Here is a 15,802-nt window from a genome sequence, read left to right as displayed (position 1 = left end):
ATCACGATGTCGCAACCCGTATCGAGCGTCGTTACCGGCGCTCCGCAGGAATCGTCGTCCTCGGCCGTCAGCTGGGGACCGATTCTCGCCGGCACGCTGGCCGCCACGGCGATCACCCTGATATTCATGCTGATCGGCTCCGGACTGGGGCTGACGATGATTTCACCCTTCGCCAACAGCAGCAGTTCGCTGGCGACGATCGGGGCGACGGCGGCTGTGTGGCTGATCGTCGTGCAATGGGCGTCGTCGGCGCTCGGCGGCTATATCACCGGCCGGCTTCGCTCAAAGTGGGTCGGGGTTCACACCTATGAGGTGTTCTTCCGCGATACGGCGCATGGCTTTCTGGCCTGGGCATTGGCAACGCTTATTGTTATCGGCCTGCTGGGCTCGGCGGTATCCTCGCTCGTCAGTGCCGGTGCCAGTGCGACCGCGACTGCGGTTGGAGCAACGGCGGCAGTGGGTGGCGCGGGAGCCGCGGCTGCAGTGTCCGGTTCAGACAATACGGGCGGCTTCTCGACATCCTACTTCACCGATGCGCTGCTGCGCCCGGCTGATGGCAGAGCTGCGCCTGAGAACCAGAGCAACGAAGCGGTCAGCGCCGAGATTTCCCGCGTGCTGGTCAGCGGTGCCGCGCAGGGCGAAATCTCTGCCGACGATCGTGCCTATCTCGACCAAGTGGTTGCCTCGCGCACCGGGCTTTCCGAAGCCGATGCAAAAACCCGCGTCGATGGTGTGCTGAAGCGTATCGATGATGCGAAGGTAGCGGCGCAGAAGGCCGCCGATACGGCCCGCAAGACGGCATCGGGTGTTGCGCTGATCGGCGCCATGTCGCTGCTCGTCGGCGCCTTCATCGCCAGTGTGTCGGCCGCGATCGGTGGACGCCAGCGGGATGACGATGAAGAGCGCGAGGCGCTTCTGAGACACTGAAAGCCCGACCTGCGATCAAACTAGACGCCCGGATACGTTCCGGGCGTTTTTCTGTTTGCCTGACGCGACGCGTTTCTACGCTGCGAAAGTCAGGACGTGGGCGGCGAGATAGATGGCAAGCACGGCAGAGATGCCGATGTCGGAGAGCATGGCAATGGTCTCGTTTCTGTTCCTCGACGGCTGCGTAAGGTGTTTCAGCCCAGCCAGACCGAAGAAAATGCAGCCGACCAGTGCAGCCGGCACTACCCAGTTCGGCTGGAAAAGGCTCGCTGCACCCAGCAATCCGATCGACAGATTGCCGAAGCCGATCTCCTGGACCAGCGCAAAGGCTTTCTCGTCAGTGATGCCGAAGATCTTTTCAGCCGTAAAGGACGGCTGGGCGACCTGCTTGAGACCAGCGAGCAGAAGGCGCAGGCCGACGCCCCAGAACACGAACCACCTGCCGACGAGAAAAAGCAGATCGGCATTGCCGGCGAAGACCGCTTCCGAAATCACGGAAACGACGGGCAATACCAGCATCAACAAAAGCACTGTTGCGAAATACATGACAGCCCCCAAGATCACGCATTGGCTGCCAGTTAACGATGGGACGCGGCAAGTTAGCAAGATCAAAAGAAAGGCGCCCGGGGTGTTGATCCCGGGCGCCATGAGCCTTCTTCCGTAACTGGAGGTACAAACACCGGAAGAAGGTAGTCTCGATCGGTAAAGGCTTACGTTATTCGGCCTTTGCCAGATCACTGCGGATGACGGCCCGGAGATCGTCGATCGGGCGCAGGGTCTGCCCGTCTTCGAAATGCCAGAATGTCCATCCGTTGCATGCATCAAGGCCCTGGACCTTCGCGCCCAGGCGATGAATGGAGCCGGCGTCGCCGCCGGAGGCCACGGTTCCATCGGCGCGGACGATCGCGCTGTGGCGGCGGCGTGCATCGTAGAGCACCTGGCCGGGCTTGATCAGGCCGCTTTCGACCAGAACGTTGAACGCGACGCGCACTTCCTGCTTCTTGCCGGTCATGACGGTCAGCTCCGCCTTGCCGAGCGGCTCGACGGCGGCGATGCGGGCGGACGCCGCATCGATATAATCCTGCTCGCGCTCGATGCCGACGAAGTGGCGGCCGAGGCGCTTGGCGACGGCGCCCGTCGTGCCCGAACCGAAGAACGGATCGAGGATCACATCGCCGGGCTTCGAGGAGGCCATGATGACGCGGGCGAGCAGTGCTTCCGGCTTCTGGGTCGGATGAACCTTCTTGCCGTCGTCGCCCTTCAGGCGCTCGCCACCGCTGCAGATCGGGAACAGCCAATCCGAGCGCATCTGCACATCGTCGTTCGATGCCTTCAGCGCATCGTAATTGAAGGTGTAGCCCTTGGCCTTGGCATCCGGGCTTGCCCAGATCATCGTCTCATGGGCGTTCTGGAACCGGCGGCCCTTGAAGTTCGGCATCGGGTTGGTCTTGCGCCAGACGATGTCATTGAGGATCCAGAAATTGAGATCCTGCAGTGTGGCGCCGACGCGGAAGATGTTGTGATAGGAACCGATGACCCAGATCGTGCCCGTCGGCTTCAGAACGCGGCGGCAGGCCAGCAGCCATGCGCGCGTGAAGGCATCATAGGCCTCGAAGGAAGCGAACTGGTCCCACTCGTCATCGACGGCATCGACCAGCGACTGATCGGGACGGTGCAGCGTGCCACCGAGCTGCAGGTTATAGGGCGGGTCGGCAAAGATCACATCGACGGAATTGGTCGGCAGGGCCTCGAGGGCCGCGACACAATCACCCTTGATGATCGTGTCGATCCAGGAATCCGGCTTAACGGAGGTCTTAAGATCGGCAAGCGGAAAGACAGACGCCATTATGTTACTCGCTCATACACTTACGCTTTTAACTGACCGTTATGGTTACCCAGTTTGGTTACCAAAGCCTGAAGCGGTGAGCGATTTCGGGAAATTATCGAACTATACACGCAGAAAATGAAAAGGCAGGCACCTGGCCCGCCTCCCCTCAATTCGTCAGCCTGAGGCCGCTCGTGGCGCTCGCCGCCTTGCTGAACAAGGCCGACATCGAGGCGGCCATGTCGTCGGTGGGTTTGACCTCAAAGAACAGCCCCTCGGTGGCGCAGGCTTTCAGGTTCGGTCCGATATTCTTGGCAAAGACCGGATTGATCGCCTGGTTCCAGATCGGATCGGTGGGGATCGGCAGGTAGGTGGTGTAGAGCACGGCGACCTTGATGCCGCGATCCTTCAGCGCCGAGCAGAGCTTCGGGTCGATCGGCTGCAGACAGCGGTCGGGGTTGGACCACCAGGAGCCGCCGGTGCAGCTGCTTTTGCGGCTGTCGCCCAGGCCGTCGGTCACGAAGAACACCACTTCCTGGCGGTCGCCGGTGCTGGCGCCGGTGCCGCCATCGGTCTTGATTTCCTTGCCGATGCTGGTCAACGCCGTGTCGAAGCTCGTCAGCGCATCCTCGTTGAACTGGTGGTGCTGCGTCGTCATCAGGTTGATCTGGCCAATGGCGTTGCGCATGGTCGAGAGATCGCCGGTCAGGGTTGCGATCCGCTGGATGCCGTAATAGGGCGCCGTTTCAGAGGCCGCGGCGCCAAACGTATAGGCGGCGAAGCGGTACTGGTTCGGCTGGGTTTCCCCGGCCGCGTCGTCCATAAGCCCCTTGACGGCCTCGGTCACCACGTCGATCCGCAGCGTGATATCGTTGGCGCGGGCGATGAGATAGTTGCTGTCCGTGTTTTCGACGCCGCTGCCCCAGACCATATGGCAGGCGAAGGCACAGTTGCGGCCCGCGGCATCCGGGGCATTTGCGGTCGCCTTCACAAGCGCGTCGATATCGGCCTGCGTCGCGCCGATGCCCATCGACGGGGTATTGTCGAGCAGCAGGTAAAAATCGGTGTAGCTGGCGCTTGACATGCCGCCGCTGGAGGCGGTCGCCGTGCCGCTGACAGGCATGGAATTGATGCCCAGGATCTTCATGAACGTGGTCGGCGCCTGCGTCCCGAAATTGACGGTGGAGGTGACGACACCGCTTTGCTTGGCGACCTTGATCGAAACGTTGATAGGCAGCGAGCCGGCAGTCTGGCTAAGGCCGCTTGAGCGCTGTGCCATGAACATCTGTTGCGCATCCTGCTCGGCAATGCTGACCTCACCGTCGCCGGTCATCGACTGGATCGCCTTGTAGCCTGACGACTGCGGGGAGATGGCGCCGAGGGCTGCGGCATCGGCTGCCTCCATCAGTTCGGTCCGAAGCTCGCTCTGGTCGCTGTAGTCGACAGCAAGACCTGCAGCGCCGAGCAGCGGCACCATCAGGATTGCCGTCATGACACCGAAATTGCCACGCCGGTCCTTGAGAAAGGGACGTAAAGAACGCATTTTGAGTATGCCTCGGAGCTAAAATATAGTGCCGTTATGCACACCATTCGATAATATAGAGTAAGCATGGAAGCGTTTTCACGGCTTCGTGACTGAAATAGAAAGGCGATAAATACTTTAGATAGAAGTGATATTTCAATTTTATTCTATCACTGGTGGCATGCCGGAATTTTCGCCGGCACGCCTTCGTTGTCTTGGCCCTTTCAAGCGCCGGCGGTGTCGTGGACCTTGCGGCTGTCATCCGGCGCCTCTTCGCGCTCGAACATGCCGTAATCGCGGACGATGTGGCCGATACGCAGGCGGTAATCGGCAAAGACGCCGTTGCGGCCGGCCGCCTGTGCATTGCGGTGCGCCTCGCGGTTGCGCCAGCCCTTGATGGCCTCCTCATCGCGCCAGAAGGAGAGCGACAGGATCTTGCCGCGCATCGTCAGGCTTTCGAAGCGCTCGATGGAGACGAAGCCATCCATGCTCTCCAGTTCGGCGCGCAGCTCTCCCGCCAGATCGAGATATTTGTGGCGCTCGCCCAGGAAGGGTACGACCTCGAAGATGACGGCGATCATGGCAGCACCAGCTTAGCATGGGGTGCGGAGACATTTTTCAGGAAGATCCGGTCCTCCCTGAGGATGAAGCGCTCGCGCTTGGCAAATTCGTAGTTTTCGCGGCCGCGCGGATCGGCGGCGAGCCTCGCACGGTAGGCTTCGTAGGCGGCAAGGCTTTCGATGTTGTAGACACCGTAAGCTGTTGTCAGCGAGCCCTCGTGCGGGGCGAAATAGCCGATCAGGTCGGCGCCGTTCTGCGGGATCGCCTGCCCCCAGGTGCGGGCATATTCGGCGAAGGCTTCCTTCTTGAACGGGTCGATCTCGTAGCGGATGAAGCAGGTGAGCATCTCTTTCTCCTGTTGTTGTGAGACGAGATTGCCATGTTGCGGCGCCGACATGCTTCGGTTACGATCGAAGTATGAAAGAAGGACCAGATATCGCTCAGATCGGCTCGCTTATCGGCGATCCCGCCCGCGCCAACATGCTGACGGCGCTGATGGGTGGCAAGGCGCTGACGGCGACGGAGCTTGCGGCTGCCGGCGGCATTACGCTGCAGACGGCAAGCACGCATCTTGCCAAGCTTGAGGCCGGCAGCCTGCTTTCGCAACGCAAGCAGGGGCGCCACCGCTATTTCACTCTTGCCGATGATGGCGTCGGCAAGCTGCTCGAAAGCATCATGGGCTTTGCCGCCGGGCGCGGGCATCTGCGCCACCAGCCGGGACCGAAAGAACCGGCGCTGCGCAAGGCACGCATCTGCTACGATCATCTGGCTGGCGATTACGGCGTGCGGATGCTGGACAGCCTCGTCGCCTCCGGGGCGATCGACGCCATCGGCGATGGACTGGCAGTGACGGCAAAGGGCGAGGACCGGTTCCAGTGCATCGGCATAGACCTGCACGGCCTGAAATCCTCGCGCCGCCCGCTCTGCCGCTCCTGCCTCGACTGGAGCGAGCGGCGCGCGCATCTGGCGGGCAGCCTCGGCAAGGCGCTGCTTTCCAACTTCTTCGACAAGGGCTGGGCGCGGCGCACGGCAGAAAGCCGCTCGGTGATCTTTTCGCCCGAAGGCGAGCGCCAGTTTCTGCAGCTCTTTCCGGTCGAGGCCTGAGCCAATCAGCCGACGATGGCGAAGGCTTCCGGCTCGCCGGGCTTTCGCGCCGAGGGAGAACGGCCGATCCATTGCACATGCTTCTGCAGGATGACGGCTGCCTCATCGATGCGGCCCTGGCGTAGCGCCAGCAGGATGGCGCGGTGATCGTGGTCGGTGCGCTTTTCCCATCCGGAACGCCAGGCCGAGAACAGAAACCGGGCGCTTGCCGCATGCAGATCGTCGATCGCCGCCAATAGGCGGTTCATGTTGCAGGGCGCGAGGATCAGCCGGTGGAAGCGGCGGTTCGCCTCTTCCCAGGCATGCACGTCGGCTGCCGCATCGCCATCCCGGGTCGCCTGCTCGGCGGCATCGAGGATCGCCGATGTCAGATGCTTGGCGGCGTGGCGGAGCGCCAGAACCTCAAGCGCCGCGCGCATTTCGGCGACTTCACGCACCTCTTCCAGATCGAAAGAGGCAACGCGCACACCGCGGCGCGGCTCGCTGATCGCCAGCCCCTGCGCTTCGAGGCGGCGGAAGGCTTCGCGCACCGGCACATGGCTGGTGCCGAATTCCTCGGCGATATGGTCCTGCCGAAGCCTGACGCCGGCGGCCAGTTCACCATGCACGATACGCTCCGCCAGGATGCGGCTGATGCGGCTTGCGATCGTGTCTTCGGGTTCCTTGGCCATGCTGTCCAGTAATGCGCGGGAATCGGCTTGGCGAGGCTATCCTGCGGTGCCTTCCGGCGCAAATGGCATTCGGCGGCGACAAGCCGCCCACAGCGCGCATCGCTGCCATGTCAACGCCCCCGTTGAGCTTTGGAACGCCATCGTGTAAACCGCCGCCATCCCCAACAAGGCTGGACGAACATGCAGGGCTTCGACCTCATTATCTTCGACTGTGACGGCGTTCTGGTCGATTCCGAAATCATCGCGGCGCAAGTCGAATCCGCCCTTCTCACCGAGGCCGGTTACCCGATCAGCCCGGAAGAGATGGCCGAGCGCTTTGCAGGCCTGACCTGGAAGAACATTCTTCTGCAGGTCGAGCGTGATGCCAGTATCCCGCTTTCGGCCTCGCTGCTCGACAAGTCCGAGAAGCTGCTCGACCTCAAGCTCCAGCAGGATGTCGAGGCGATCGCCGGTGTCGCCGCTGCTATCGCCAAGCTCGATCTGCAGCGCTGCATCTGCTCCAATTCGAGCTCTGCGCGCCTCGACATGATGCTCGGCAAGGTCGGCCTCAAGCCGCTGTTTGCGCCGAACATCTTTTCGGCAAAGGATCTCGGGCCCGACCGCACCAAGCCGAAGCCGGACATTTTCCTGCATGGCGCAGAGAAGATGGGCGTTTCGCCGTCGCGCACCGTTGTCGTCGAGGACTCCGTTCATGGCGTCCATGCGGCCCGTAGCGCCGGTATGCGCGTCATCGGCTTTACCGGTGCGTCGCACAGCTATCCCTCGCATGCCGACCACCTTACGGATGCGGGTGCGGAAACGGTGATCTCGCGGATGAGCGATCTTCCGGGTGTCGTTGCCGCACTTTCCGAATGGGAAGGCGCGCTCTGATCAGACGAGCAGGTTGACGGCGCCGGGCAGTATCTCGAAACGTGCCGGGATATGGCCTGGCGCCTCGCCGTCGCTATCGACAGGTGCCGCCTCGCCGGCCGGCCAGACCTCGACCAGACGCGCCCGGTGGATGCTGACCAGCGGGCTTTTCACGTGCTTGCCGCTGTAGATGCTGTTCATCAGCGTCAGCACGCGCAGCCTCGCGGCACCCCTGATGATCACCACATCGAAGAGCCCGTCGGAAACATCGGCGCCGGGCGCCACCTTCATGCCGCCGCCGAACCAGGCACCGTTGGCGACCGCAACGGCGGTGATCGGGCCGTCATAGACATCCTCGCCATCGAGCCGCAGCCGGATACTGCAGGGCTTGTAGCGCAGGATCTGCATCAGGCTGTGATAGAAGAACACCATCGGGCCGGGTAACCGCCTGCCCCGCCGCGCTTCGTTGACGGCGCTGACGATTTTTCCCGAAACGCCGAAGCTGGCGATATTGATAAAATGCCGGGTGCAGCTCACGCCGTCGTCGTTTTCGCAGGTCAGCAGCCCGGCGTCGACGGAGCGCACCGGTGCGGTCAACAGATGTTCGGCAATCTTAGAGGGTTCACGGGGGATGGCGAAATTGCGGGCGAAATCGCAGCCGGTGCCCGTGGGAATGAAGGAGAAGACAGCGCGCGGACGCCTTGATCTAAGGATACCGCCCGCGACCTCGCCGACCGTGCCATCGCCACCGACGGCCAGCACCAGATCGCAGCCGTCTTCGGCGAGTTCCCGACCATGGCGCCTAGCGTCGCCGAAACCCTTGGTTTCACGCAGGCTGATATCGGCCGAGCGGGCTTCGAGCGCACGCCGCAACGCGGACCAGAACACCCGCCTGCCCCGCCTTCCCGACGCCGGATTGAGAACGATGCCGATTTTCATCGCGAAAAATCTCTCCCGCCATGACAGAAGCATGACGGGGAGGCCGAAACAAGCGGCCTATTAGGAGCTCTTGGCTTTCTTCTTGGTCTTCGGGGCGTTGCCCTGATCGAAGCCGATATTGACGCGAACCAGTGAACCCGAACCAACCGGCAGCTTGAAGCCGTCATGGCGGAACAGGACCTGCGTCGACGTCTGGCCAGCCGGTATCTGCGCGGTGAAGGGCACGGTCTCGCTGTTGATTGCACCCTGGCTGTCGACAGCGCTGATGCGAATCGGCAGCGACACGGTACCAGGGCCGCCTGCCGGACCGGCGAGCACGCGAACCTGCGCAACGATGGTCATCGTCAGGTTCTGGTCGTTGAGCGTGCACTGGCGCGTATAGTCGCCGAATGCGGCCTGATAGACGATCTGATCAGTCGGCTGCGCATCCTGCTGGCCGGCGGCGCTGTTGACGACAGCCTTCTTGCCGCCCTTGGCATAGGTGCGGAAAATCGCATCCTGATCGCGCATGTAGATCTGCGGGCAAGCGCCCTGAACGACCGGCTGTACGGCGCCTGACGCATTGGTAGCGGTGCCGATCGGCTTGTCTGTCGAAGATGGATTCTGCGGTGCCATCGGCATGATCTGCGCGGTGCCACCGGTCTGCGCGGAAGCCTCTGCCGGCTTGCTGTCGCCGCCCATGCCAAGCGAGCTGCAGCCTGCGAGAAGAGCGGCCAACGATGCGGAAGCGATGAGACGCGGGACTTTGCCGAACACGATTATTCCACCCTCTTACAAAGTTTTTTGGCAGGCCCGAAGTCGCGTTTGCAAGGCCTTTCGTCACAGTTTGCGATGGTCTATATCAGCGGCGCAAAGAAAAATCGATTGGGTAAGCACTGTTTTGATGCACATTTCGGCTCGCAGCATTTCAGGCGCTTGCTTTCCTTCTCCGGATCGCTTCCGGCCATAACGTCAAGGATGAAGAACGTGGACTATATCTCGACCCGCGGCGAGGCCCCTTCTCTCGGCTTTTGCGATGCGCTTCTGACGGGTCTTGCCCGCGACGGCGGTCTCTACGTTCCGCGTCAATGGCCGCAGTTCTCCAAGAAGGAGATCCGGGCGCTGCGCGGCAACAGCTATCAGGATATCGCGTTCACGATTCTCTCGCCCTTCACCAATGGCGAAATTCCGGCCGAAACCTTCCGGGCGATGATCGACGAGGCCTATGGCACCTTCCGCCATCCGGCGATCGCGCCGCTGGTGCAGACCGGCCCGAACAGCTTCGTCATGGAGCTGTTCCACGGCACGACGCTCGCCTTCAAGGACGTGGCGATGCAGTTGCTGGCCCGCCTGATGGACTATGCGCTGGAGAAGCGCGGCGAGCGCGCGACGATCGTCGGCGCCACGTCTGGCGATACCGGCGGCGCGGCGATCGACGCCTTTGCCGGCCGCGAGCGCACCGACATCTTCATTCTCTTCCCGCATGGCAAGGTTTCTCCGGTGCAGCAGCGCCAGATGACGACCTCGACGTCGCCGAACGTGCATGCGCTGGCCGTCAACGGCAATTTCGACGACTGCCAGAATCTGGTGAAGGCGATGTTCAACGACGGCGCCTTCCGCGACAAGGTCAAGCTGTCGGGCGTCAACTCGATCAACTGGGCCCGCATCATGGCTCAGATCGTCTATTACTTCACCACCTCGGTGGCGCTGGGCGGACCGGACCGGAAGATTTCGTTCACCGTACCGACGGGGAATTTCGGGGATATCTTCGCGGGCTATGCCGCCAAGAAGATGGGCCTGCCGATCGGCAAGCTTGTTATCGCCACCAACGAGAACGACATCCTGGCGCGGACGATGAAGACCGGCCGCTATGACATGAAGGAGGTCAAGGCGACCACCTCTCCGTCCATGGATATCCAGATCTCCTCCAACTTCGAACGGCTGCTATTCGAGGCCTATGACCGCGACGCGTCCAAGGTGCGCCACGCCATGGACAGCCTGAAGCAATCGAACGGTTTCGAGATCGCTCCGAAGGCGCTCGCCGCCATCAAAAAGGACTTCCGCGCCGGCCGCGCCAGCGAGAAGCAGGTGGCCCAGACGATCAAGGAAACGCTTGCCGAGACGGGCTATCTGCTCGATCCGCATTCGGCGATCGGCGTCTTCGTTGCCGCCAAGCACGAGAAGCCGAATACGCCGATGGTGACGCTTGCCACCGCCCACCCGGCTAAGTTCCCGGCGGCCGTAAAATCGGCCTCCGGTATTGACCCGGCGCTCCCGACGTGGCTTGCTGATCTGATGCTTAAGGAGGAGCGCTTCCAAGTCATCGATCCGGAACTTAAGGCCGTTGAAAGCTTTATCGGCAAGCATGCCCGGACGTAATTCGGCGGCGCAGAAAGATAGCCAATGACAGTTGAGTGCACCCGGCTCAAATCCGGGCTGACAGTAGTGACACAGACCATGCCGCACCTTGAAAGTGCCGCACTCGGGGTCTGGATCAAATCAGGTTCGCGCAACGAAACGGAAGACGAGCATGGCATTGCCCACCTGCTCGAACACATGGCTTTCAAGGGAACCGCACGCCGCTCGGCACGCGATATCGCAGAGGAAATCGAGGATGTCGGCGGCGAAGTGAACGCCGCAACCTCGACCGAAACGACCTCCTACTATGCCCGCGTTCTCAAGGACCACGTGCCGCTCGCCATCGATATCCTCGCCGACATCCTGACGGAATCGGCCTTCGAGGAAGATGAGCTGGAGCGCGAAAAGCAGGTCATCCTGCAGGAAATCAACGCCGCCAACGACACGCCCGATGACGTGGTTTTCGACAAGTTTTCGGAGACCGCCTACAAGGACCAGACGCTTGGCCGCGCCATTCTCGGCACGCCGGAGACGGTCGTTTCATTCTCGCCGCAGCAGATCCGCACCTATCTCGGCCGCAACTACACGACCGACCGGATGTTCGTGGTCGCAGCCGGTGCCGTCGATCACGACGAGTTCGTCAAGATGGTGGAGCAGCGCTTCGCCGGCCTGCCGACAGCGCCGATCGCGACGCCCGTCATGGAGCCCGCGCGCTATATCGGCGGCAATATCCGCGAGACCCGCGATCTCATGGATGCGCAGATCCTGCTCGGCTTCGAAGGCAAGGCCTATCACGCCCGCGACTTCTACTGTTCGCAGATCCTCGCCAACATCCTCGGCGGCGGCATGTCGTCCCGGCTGTTCCAGGAAGTGCGCGAAATTCGCGGCCTCTGCTACTCGATCTATGCCTTCCACTGGGGCTTTTCCGACACCGGCATCTTCGGCATCCATGCCGCGACCGGCGGCGAGAACCTGCCGGAGCTGGTGCCTGTGATCATCGACGAGCTGCACAAGTCTGCCGGTTCGATCGAGCAGAAGGAAATCGAGCGCGCCCGCGCCCAGATCCGCGCCCAGCTCTTGATGGGTCAGGAAAGCCCAGCCGCCCGCGCCGGCCAGATTGCCCGGCAGATGATGCTTTATGGCCGTCCGATCGCCAATCCGGAGATGATGGAGCGGCTGGAAGGCATCACCGTCGAGCGCCTGACCGATCTCGCCGGACGGCTGTTCTTCGACACCGTTCCGACGCTGTCTGCGATCGGCCCGCTGGAGCAGCTTGCGCCGATGGAAGACATCACTGCTTCGCTCTCCGCCCATGTGCCGCAATCCAAACAGGCAAGCCGCTAGACCGCTTTCAGCCCGCCGGGAGTGATCGATGCCCAAATCGGTATTTCGGTTCCTGTCGCGGCAGCCGGAAGCAGTCGAACTGGAGAACAGCCGCTATGCGTTGCGGCTGCCGCGCTATCAGGATTTCACCCAGTGGCACAAGCTGCGCTCGGAAAGCCGCAAGTTCCTGGAACCCTGGGAGCCGACCTGGCGGCGTGACGAACTGACGGAGGGCGCCTTTCGCGCCCGCGTCATCCGCGGCAAGCAGGAATATGCTTCCGGACAGGCGATCCCGCTCTTTCTGTTTTCCAAACCCGGGATGGAACTGCTCGGCGGCATCACCATCGGCTATATCCGCCGCGGGGCGGCGCAGAGCTGCATGATCGGCTACTGGATGGGCGAGAAACACGCCGGTCAGGGCCATATGTTCGCCGCACTTCAGTTGGTTATACCCTATATCTTCGCAGGGCTTGAGTTGCACCGTATCGAAGCAGCCTGTATTCCAGACAACGCACGGAGCATTCGCCTGCTTGAGAAAGCCGGGTTTCAGCGGGAAGGCTATCTGCGCGGATACTTGAAAATCAACGGTCAGTGGCATGACCATGTGATGTTTTCACTGATCGCCACCGATACGGATACAGGCAGGAAAACCGACAGCCGATGACCACGAACCGCATGCTGCACACATCACCGTCCGGCCGATTGATCGCGGTGATCGCAGCTCTCTTCCTGTCGGTGCTTGCGCTGGCCGCCGGTACCGCACATGCGGCTGAGCCGGTGAAGATTTCGCGCGACGACACCGCACTCGACCTCACCAAGACCACCGAGATCTACGCCAACCAGGGCGAAGCGTTCCAGGTGTCCACAGCAGCCGGTGCCGATGGTATCCGGCGCCGTATTGAGGTACGTGCCAGCTCCGACAACCACCAGGGCGACTGGGCTGTTTTCGCGCTCGCCAACGTTTCGGAAGAACAGCTGGAGCGCGTCATCGTCGCCCCGCATTTCCGCCTGGTGAATTCCAAGCTTTTCTGGCCGGATCTCGGCTCGCAGCGCATCATGGCGATCACGCCGAGCGAGGGCTTCGCGCTCGACCGGCAGCCGAGCGACGAGGCTGACGTCTTCCGCATCACGCTGAACCCCGGCGCCGTCATCACGTTCGTCGCCGAGCTTGCAAGCCCCGACCTGCCGCAGATCTATCTCTGGGAACCGGACGCCTACAAGGACACGATCAACGCGTTTACGCTCTATCGCGGCATCGTGCTCGGCATTGCCGGTCTGCTGGCGGTGTTTCTGACCATCCTGTTCGTCGTCAAGGGAACCTCGATGCTGCCGGCAACGGCAGCACTCGCCTGGGCGGTGCTTGGCTATATCTGCGTCGATTTCGGCTTCCTCGGCAAGCTGATCAGCATCGCTTCCGCGGACCAGCGAATATGGCGCGCCTGCGCGGAAGTGGCGCTGGCCTCGAGTTTCGTCATCTTCCTGTTCACCTACCTGAACCTCAACCGCTGGCATACGCATCTCGGCTACGCGACGCTCGCCTGGGTGCTCGGCCTCGCGCTGCTCTTCGGCGTGGCGATCTACGACCCGTCGATCGCTGCTGGTATCGCCCGGCTCTCCTTCGCGCTGACGGCGACGATGGGTCTGGTGCTGATCGTCTATCTCGGCCTCAACCGCTATGACCGCGCCATCCTGCTCGTGCCCGCCTGGGCGCTGATCCTTGTGTGGATATTCGGAGCATGGCTGACGATCACCGGCCGGCTCGACAACGACATCATCCAGCCGGCGCTCGGCGGCGGTCTGGTTCTGATCGTCTTGCTGATCGGCTTCACGGTGATGCAGCACGCCTTTGCGGGCGGCGCTTTCCAGCAGGGTCTGTTTTCCGATCTCGAACGCCAGTCGCTGGCGCTGACCGGCTCCGGCGACATGGTCTGGGACTGGGACGTGGCGCGCGACCGCGTCGTCACTATCCCCGATGTTTCCGTGAAGCTTGGCCTGTCACCCGGAACGATGCATGGCGCGGCGCGCAACTGGCTGCCGCGGCTGCATCCTGACGACCGCGACCGTTTCCGCGCCACGCTCGACGTGCTGCTCGAGCATCGCCGCGGCCGCCTGAACCACGAATTCCGCATCCGCGCCGAGGACGGGCATTTCCACTGGCTGTTGATCCGCGCCCGCCCTGTGCTCGGCTCCAACGGCGAAATCATCCGCTGCGTCGGCACGATCGTCGACGTGACAGAGCAGAAAAATTCCATCGAGCGGCTGCTGCACGACGCGCTGCACGACAACCTGACAGGCCTGCCGAACCGCCAGCTGTTCATCGACCGCCTGCAATCGGTGCTGGCGCTGGCGCCTTCGGGCGATACGCTGCGCCCGACCGTGATGGTGATCGATATCGACCGCTACAAGCTGGTCAATGATGCGCTCGGCGTTGCCGCGGGCGACAATATCCTGATCGCGCTGACCCGTCGCCTGCGCCGCCTGTTGAAGGCGCAGGACACGCTGGCGCGTCTGGCGGGCGACCAGTTCGGCCTGATCCTGGTTTCCGAGCGCGATCCGGCTAAGATCGCCGATTTCGCCGATGCGATCAGCAAGGCGATCATGGTGCCGATCAATTTCGCCAATCGCGAGATCGTCTTGACGGCGTCGATCGGCCTCTCCTCCTGGGTCGACCAGCAGGAGAATGCGGCCGGCATGCTGAGTGACGCCGAGTTGGCCATGTACCGGGCCAAGCGCGCCGGCGGCAATCGCGTCGAGCCGTTCCGCCCGGCATTCCGCGATTTTGGGGCCGACAGGCTGCAGCTGGAATCGGATCTGCGCCGCGCCATCGAGCGCAAGGAACTGTCGATGGTCTATCAGCCGATCGCCCGGCTCGAGGATGTCGAGATCGCCGGTTTCGAGGCGCTGATGCGCTGGGAACATCCGAAGCGCGGCAATATCCCGCCATCCGAGTTCATCCCGATCGCGGAAGCCTCCGACATCATCGGCCCGCTTGGGCTGTTTGCGCTGGAACAGGCGACCAACGACCTGATGGGCTGGCAGAACCAAACCGGCGAATTGCCGATCTTCGTGTCGATAAATCTCTCCAGCGTGCAGCTGCTCAACAACGAGCTTTATGACGATGTGCGCTCGGTGCTGGCCAAAACCCATTGCGAACCCTCGCGCCTGAAGCTGGAGCTGACGGAATCGATGGTGATGGAGAACCCGGAACAGGCGCGCCTGGTGCTGCAGAAGCTGAAAGAGGCGGGCCTCGGCCTGGCACTCGACGACTTCGGCACGGGCTATTCCTCCCTCTCCTACCTGACGCGCTTCCCGTTCGACACCATCAAGCTCGACAAGGCGCTGGTGCGCGACAATACCGACAAGAAGGCCACCATCCTGCGCTCGGTGATCAACATGGCCCGAGAACTGGACATGAAGGTCGTCGCCGAAGGCATCGAGTCCAACGAGGATGCGATCGAGCTTGCGAAGATGGGCTGCAGCTACGGCCAGAGCTACCTCTTCGGCCCCCCGATGACGGCGGAATCGGTGCTTCGCCTCCTGAAGGAACGGTTTCCGCTGACGAAGCGGGCGTAAGCTATTCCATTGCCTATGCGGGAAACTATCCCGCGCAGGCCATCCTTCCGATTGCAGATTGTGACAGGACGATGTGGCAAAGGCGTCACGTTTGCGGTGCTTTGCCACTTTTTTATACATATGCGTTTAGCATATAATTGACGAGCCGGTTCTCCGCGAGCTTACTGTTTC

Annotated in this window: 15 protein-coding genes; 7 read left to right on the top strand and 8 right to left on the bottom strand. The window is 62.2% G+C overall.

Annotation, left to right across the window (positions count from 1 at the left end):
* Window positions 1–6: 6 nt before the first annotated feature.
* Window positions 7–927, top strand: a complete 921-nt coding sequence (locus AC1DIJ_RS13025) for a hypothetical protein (protein WP_112386417.1) — start codon at window positions 7–9, stop codon at window positions 925–927.
* A 75-nt stretch (window positions 928–1,002) separates the two neighbouring features.
* Here AC1DIJ_RS13025 and AC1DIJ_RS13020 read toward each other — a convergent pair whose 3' ends face one another.
* The 5 genes from AC1DIJ_RS13020 to AC1DIJ_RS13000 all read right to left on the bottom strand — a co-directional run bounded on the left by AC1DIJ_RS13020 (window position 1,003) and on the right by AC1DIJ_RS13000 (window position 5,181).
* Window positions 1,003–1,473, bottom strand: coding sequence for a DUF6790 family protein (locus AC1DIJ_RS13020; RefSeq protein WP_112386418.1), 471 nt, complete (start codon window positions 1,471–1,473; stop codon window positions 1,003–1,005).
* A 169-nt stretch (window positions 1,474–1,642) separates the two neighbouring features.
* Entirely contained in the window at window positions 1,643–2,773 is a 1,131-nt protein-coding gene (locus AC1DIJ_RS13015; RefSeq protein WP_112386419.1) for a site-specific DNA-methyltransferase, read from the bottom strand.
* A gap of 148 nt (window positions 2,774–2,921) precedes the next feature.
* The gene (locus tag AC1DIJ_RS13010; protein WP_112386420.1) at window positions 2,922–4,295 is read right to left on the bottom strand and encodes a pilus assembly protein TadG-related protein; all 1,374 of its coding nucleotides are present in this window, start codon (window positions 4,293–4,295) and stop codon (window positions 2,922–2,924) included.
* Window positions 4,296–4,498: 203 nt separating this feature from the next.
* Window positions 4,499–4,855 carry an antibiotic biosynthesis monooxygenase family protein gene (locus AC1DIJ_RS13005; RefSeq protein ID WP_112386421.1) on the bottom strand — a complete coding sequence of 119 codons (357 nt, stop codon included), beginning with the start codon at window positions 4,853–4,855 and terminating at the stop codon, window positions 4,499–4,501.
* A complete protein-coding gene (locus AC1DIJ_RS13000; RefSeq protein ID WP_112386422.1) occupies window positions 4,852–5,181 on the bottom strand; it encodes an NIPSNAP family protein in 330 nt (109 codons plus the stop codon). Before AC1DIJ_RS13000 ends, AC1DIJ_RS13005 begins: the two co-directional genes overlap by 4 nt.
* A gap of 71 nt (window positions 5,182–5,252) precedes the next feature.
* Between AC1DIJ_RS13000 and AC1DIJ_RS12995 the strand changes: the two genes are divergently transcribed.
* Complete coding sequence (locus AC1DIJ_RS12995) at window positions 5,253–5,939, top strand: ArsR/SmtB family transcription factor (protein WP_112386423.1); 687 nt, start codon at window positions 5,253–5,255, stop codon at window positions 5,937–5,939.
* A 5-nt stretch (window positions 5,940–5,944) separates the two neighbouring features.
* Here the strand turns inward: AC1DIJ_RS12995 and AC1DIJ_RS12990 are convergent, their stop codons facing one another.
* A complete protein-coding gene (locus AC1DIJ_RS12990) occupies window positions 5,945–6,610 on the bottom strand; it encodes a GntR family transcriptional regulator (protein ID WP_112386424.1) in 666 nt (221 codons plus the stop codon).
* A 180-nt stretch (window positions 6,611–6,790) separates the two neighbouring features.
* Between AC1DIJ_RS12990 and AC1DIJ_RS12985 the strand changes: the two genes are divergently transcribed.
* On the top strand, window positions 6,791–7,480 hold the full coding sequence (locus AC1DIJ_RS12985; protein ID WP_112386425.1) for an HAD family hydrolase: 690 nt from the start codon (window positions 6,791–6,793) through the stop codon (window positions 7,478–7,480).
* Here the strand turns inward: AC1DIJ_RS12985 and AC1DIJ_RS12980 are convergent, their stop codons facing one another.
* Together AC1DIJ_RS12980 and AC1DIJ_RS12975 are read right to left on the bottom strand one after the other, a co-directional pair.
* Window positions 7,481–8,398: a diacylglycerol/lipid kinase family protein gene (locus tag AC1DIJ_RS12980; protein ID WP_112386426.1), complete on the bottom strand. Its 918-nt coding sequence runs from the start codon at window positions 8,396–8,398 to the stop codon at window positions 7,481–7,483. It lies immediately after the preceding gene.
* A 60-nt stretch (window positions 8,399–8,458) separates the two neighbouring features.
* A complete protein-coding gene (locus AC1DIJ_RS12975) occupies window positions 8,459–9,157 on the bottom strand; it encodes a hypothetical protein (RefSeq protein WP_310293753.1) in 699 nt (232 codons plus the stop codon).
* Window positions 9,158–9,355: 198 nt separating this feature from the next.
* Between AC1DIJ_RS12975 and thrC the strand changes: the two genes are divergently transcribed.
* From thrC to AC1DIJ_RS12955, 4 genes are read left to right on the top strand one after another with little or no spacing between them, the layout of a single operon-like run.
* Window positions 9,356–10,756 (top strand): threonine synthase, encoded by a 1,401-nt coding sequence (gene thrC, locus AC1DIJ_RS12970; RefSeq protein ID WP_112386514.1) that lies wholly within the window; start codon window positions 9,356–9,358, stop codon window positions 10,754–10,756.
* Window positions 10,757–10,780: 24 nt separating this feature from the next.
* A complete protein-coding gene (locus AC1DIJ_RS12965; RefSeq protein ID WP_112386428.1) occupies window positions 10,781–12,079 on the top strand; it encodes a M16 family metallopeptidase in 1,299 nt (432 codons plus the stop codon).
* A gap of 28 nt (window positions 12,080–12,107) precedes the next feature.
* The gene (locus AC1DIJ_RS12960) at window positions 12,108–12,722 is read left to right on the top strand and encodes a GNAT family N-acetyltransferase (protein WP_112386429.1); all 615 of its coding nucleotides are present in this window, start codon (window positions 12,108–12,110) and stop codon (window positions 12,720–12,722) included.
* Window positions 12,719–15,631 carry a sensor domain-containing phosphodiesterase gene (locus AC1DIJ_RS12955; RefSeq protein ID WP_112386430.1) on the top strand — a complete coding sequence of 971 codons (2,913 nt, stop codon included), beginning with the start codon at window positions 12,719–12,721 and terminating at the stop codon, window positions 15,629–15,631. The genes AC1DIJ_RS12960 and AC1DIJ_RS12955 overlap by 4 nt, the downstream gene beginning before the upstream one ends.
* Window positions 15,632–15,802 lie beyond the last annotated feature (171 nt).

Source organism: Rhizobium sp. 10N427 (assembly GCF_056394605.1).
This window is presented reverse-complemented; position numbering and strand designations above follow the sequence as displayed.

What these genes read in the sequence shown, in the direction of transcription:
- AC1DIJ_RS13025 (WP_112386417.1), top strand. Translation starts at nt 7, where the DNA reads ATGTCGCAACCCGTATCGAGCGTCGTTACCGGCGCTCCGCAGGAATCG.
- AC1DIJ_RS13020 (WP_112386418.1), bottom strand. Translation starts at nt 1,473, where the DNA reads ATGTATTTCGCAACAGTGCTTTTGTTGATGCTGGTATTGCCCGTCGTT.
- AC1DIJ_RS13015 (WP_112386419.1), bottom strand. Translation starts at nt 2,773, where the DNA reads ATGGCGTCTGTCTTTCCGCTTGCCGATCTTAAGACCTCCGTTAAGCCG.
- AC1DIJ_RS13010 (WP_112386420.1), bottom strand. Translation starts at nt 4,295, where the DNA reads ATGCGTTCTTTACGTCCCTTTCTCAAGGACCGGCGTGGCAATTTCGGT.
- AC1DIJ_RS13005 (WP_112386421.1), bottom strand. Translation starts at nt 4,855, where the DNA reads ATGATCGCCGTCATCTTCGAGGTCGTACCCTTCCTGGGCGAGCGCCAC.
- AC1DIJ_RS13000 (WP_112386422.1), bottom strand. Translation starts at nt 5,181, where the DNA reads ATGCTCACCTGCTTCATCCGCTACGAGATCGACCCGTTCAAGAAGGAA.
- AC1DIJ_RS12995 (WP_112386423.1), top strand. Translation starts at nt 5,253, where the DNA reads ATGAAAGAAGGACCAGATATCGCTCAGATCGGCTCGCTTATCGGCGAT.
- AC1DIJ_RS12990 (WP_112386424.1), bottom strand. Translation starts at nt 6,610, where the DNA reads ATGGCCAAGGAACCCGAAGACACGATCGCAAGCCGCATCAGCCGCATC.
- AC1DIJ_RS12985 (WP_112386425.1), top strand. Translation starts at nt 6,791, where the DNA reads ATGCAGGGCTTCGACCTCATTATCTTCGACTGTGACGGCGTTCTGGTC.
- AC1DIJ_RS12980 (WP_112386426.1), bottom strand. Translation starts at nt 8,398, where the DNA reads ATGAAAATCGGCATCGTTCTCAATCCGGCGTCGGGAAGGCGGGGCAGG.
- thrC (WP_112386514.1), top strand. Translation starts at nt 9,356, where the DNA reads ATGAAGAACGTGGACTATATCTCGACCCGCGGCGAGGCCCCTTCTCTC.
- AC1DIJ_RS12965 (WP_112386428.1), top strand. Translation starts at nt 10,781, where the DNA reads ATGACAGTTGAGTGCACCCGGCTCAAATCCGGGCTGACAGTAGTGACA.
- AC1DIJ_RS12960 (WP_112386429.1), top strand. Translation starts at nt 12,108, where the DNA reads ATGCCCAAATCGGTATTTCGGTTCCTGTCGCGGCAGCCGGAAGCAGTC.
- AC1DIJ_RS12955 (WP_112386430.1), top strand. Translation starts at nt 12,719, where the DNA reads ATGACCACGAACCGCATGCTGCACACATCACCGTCCGGCCGATTGATC.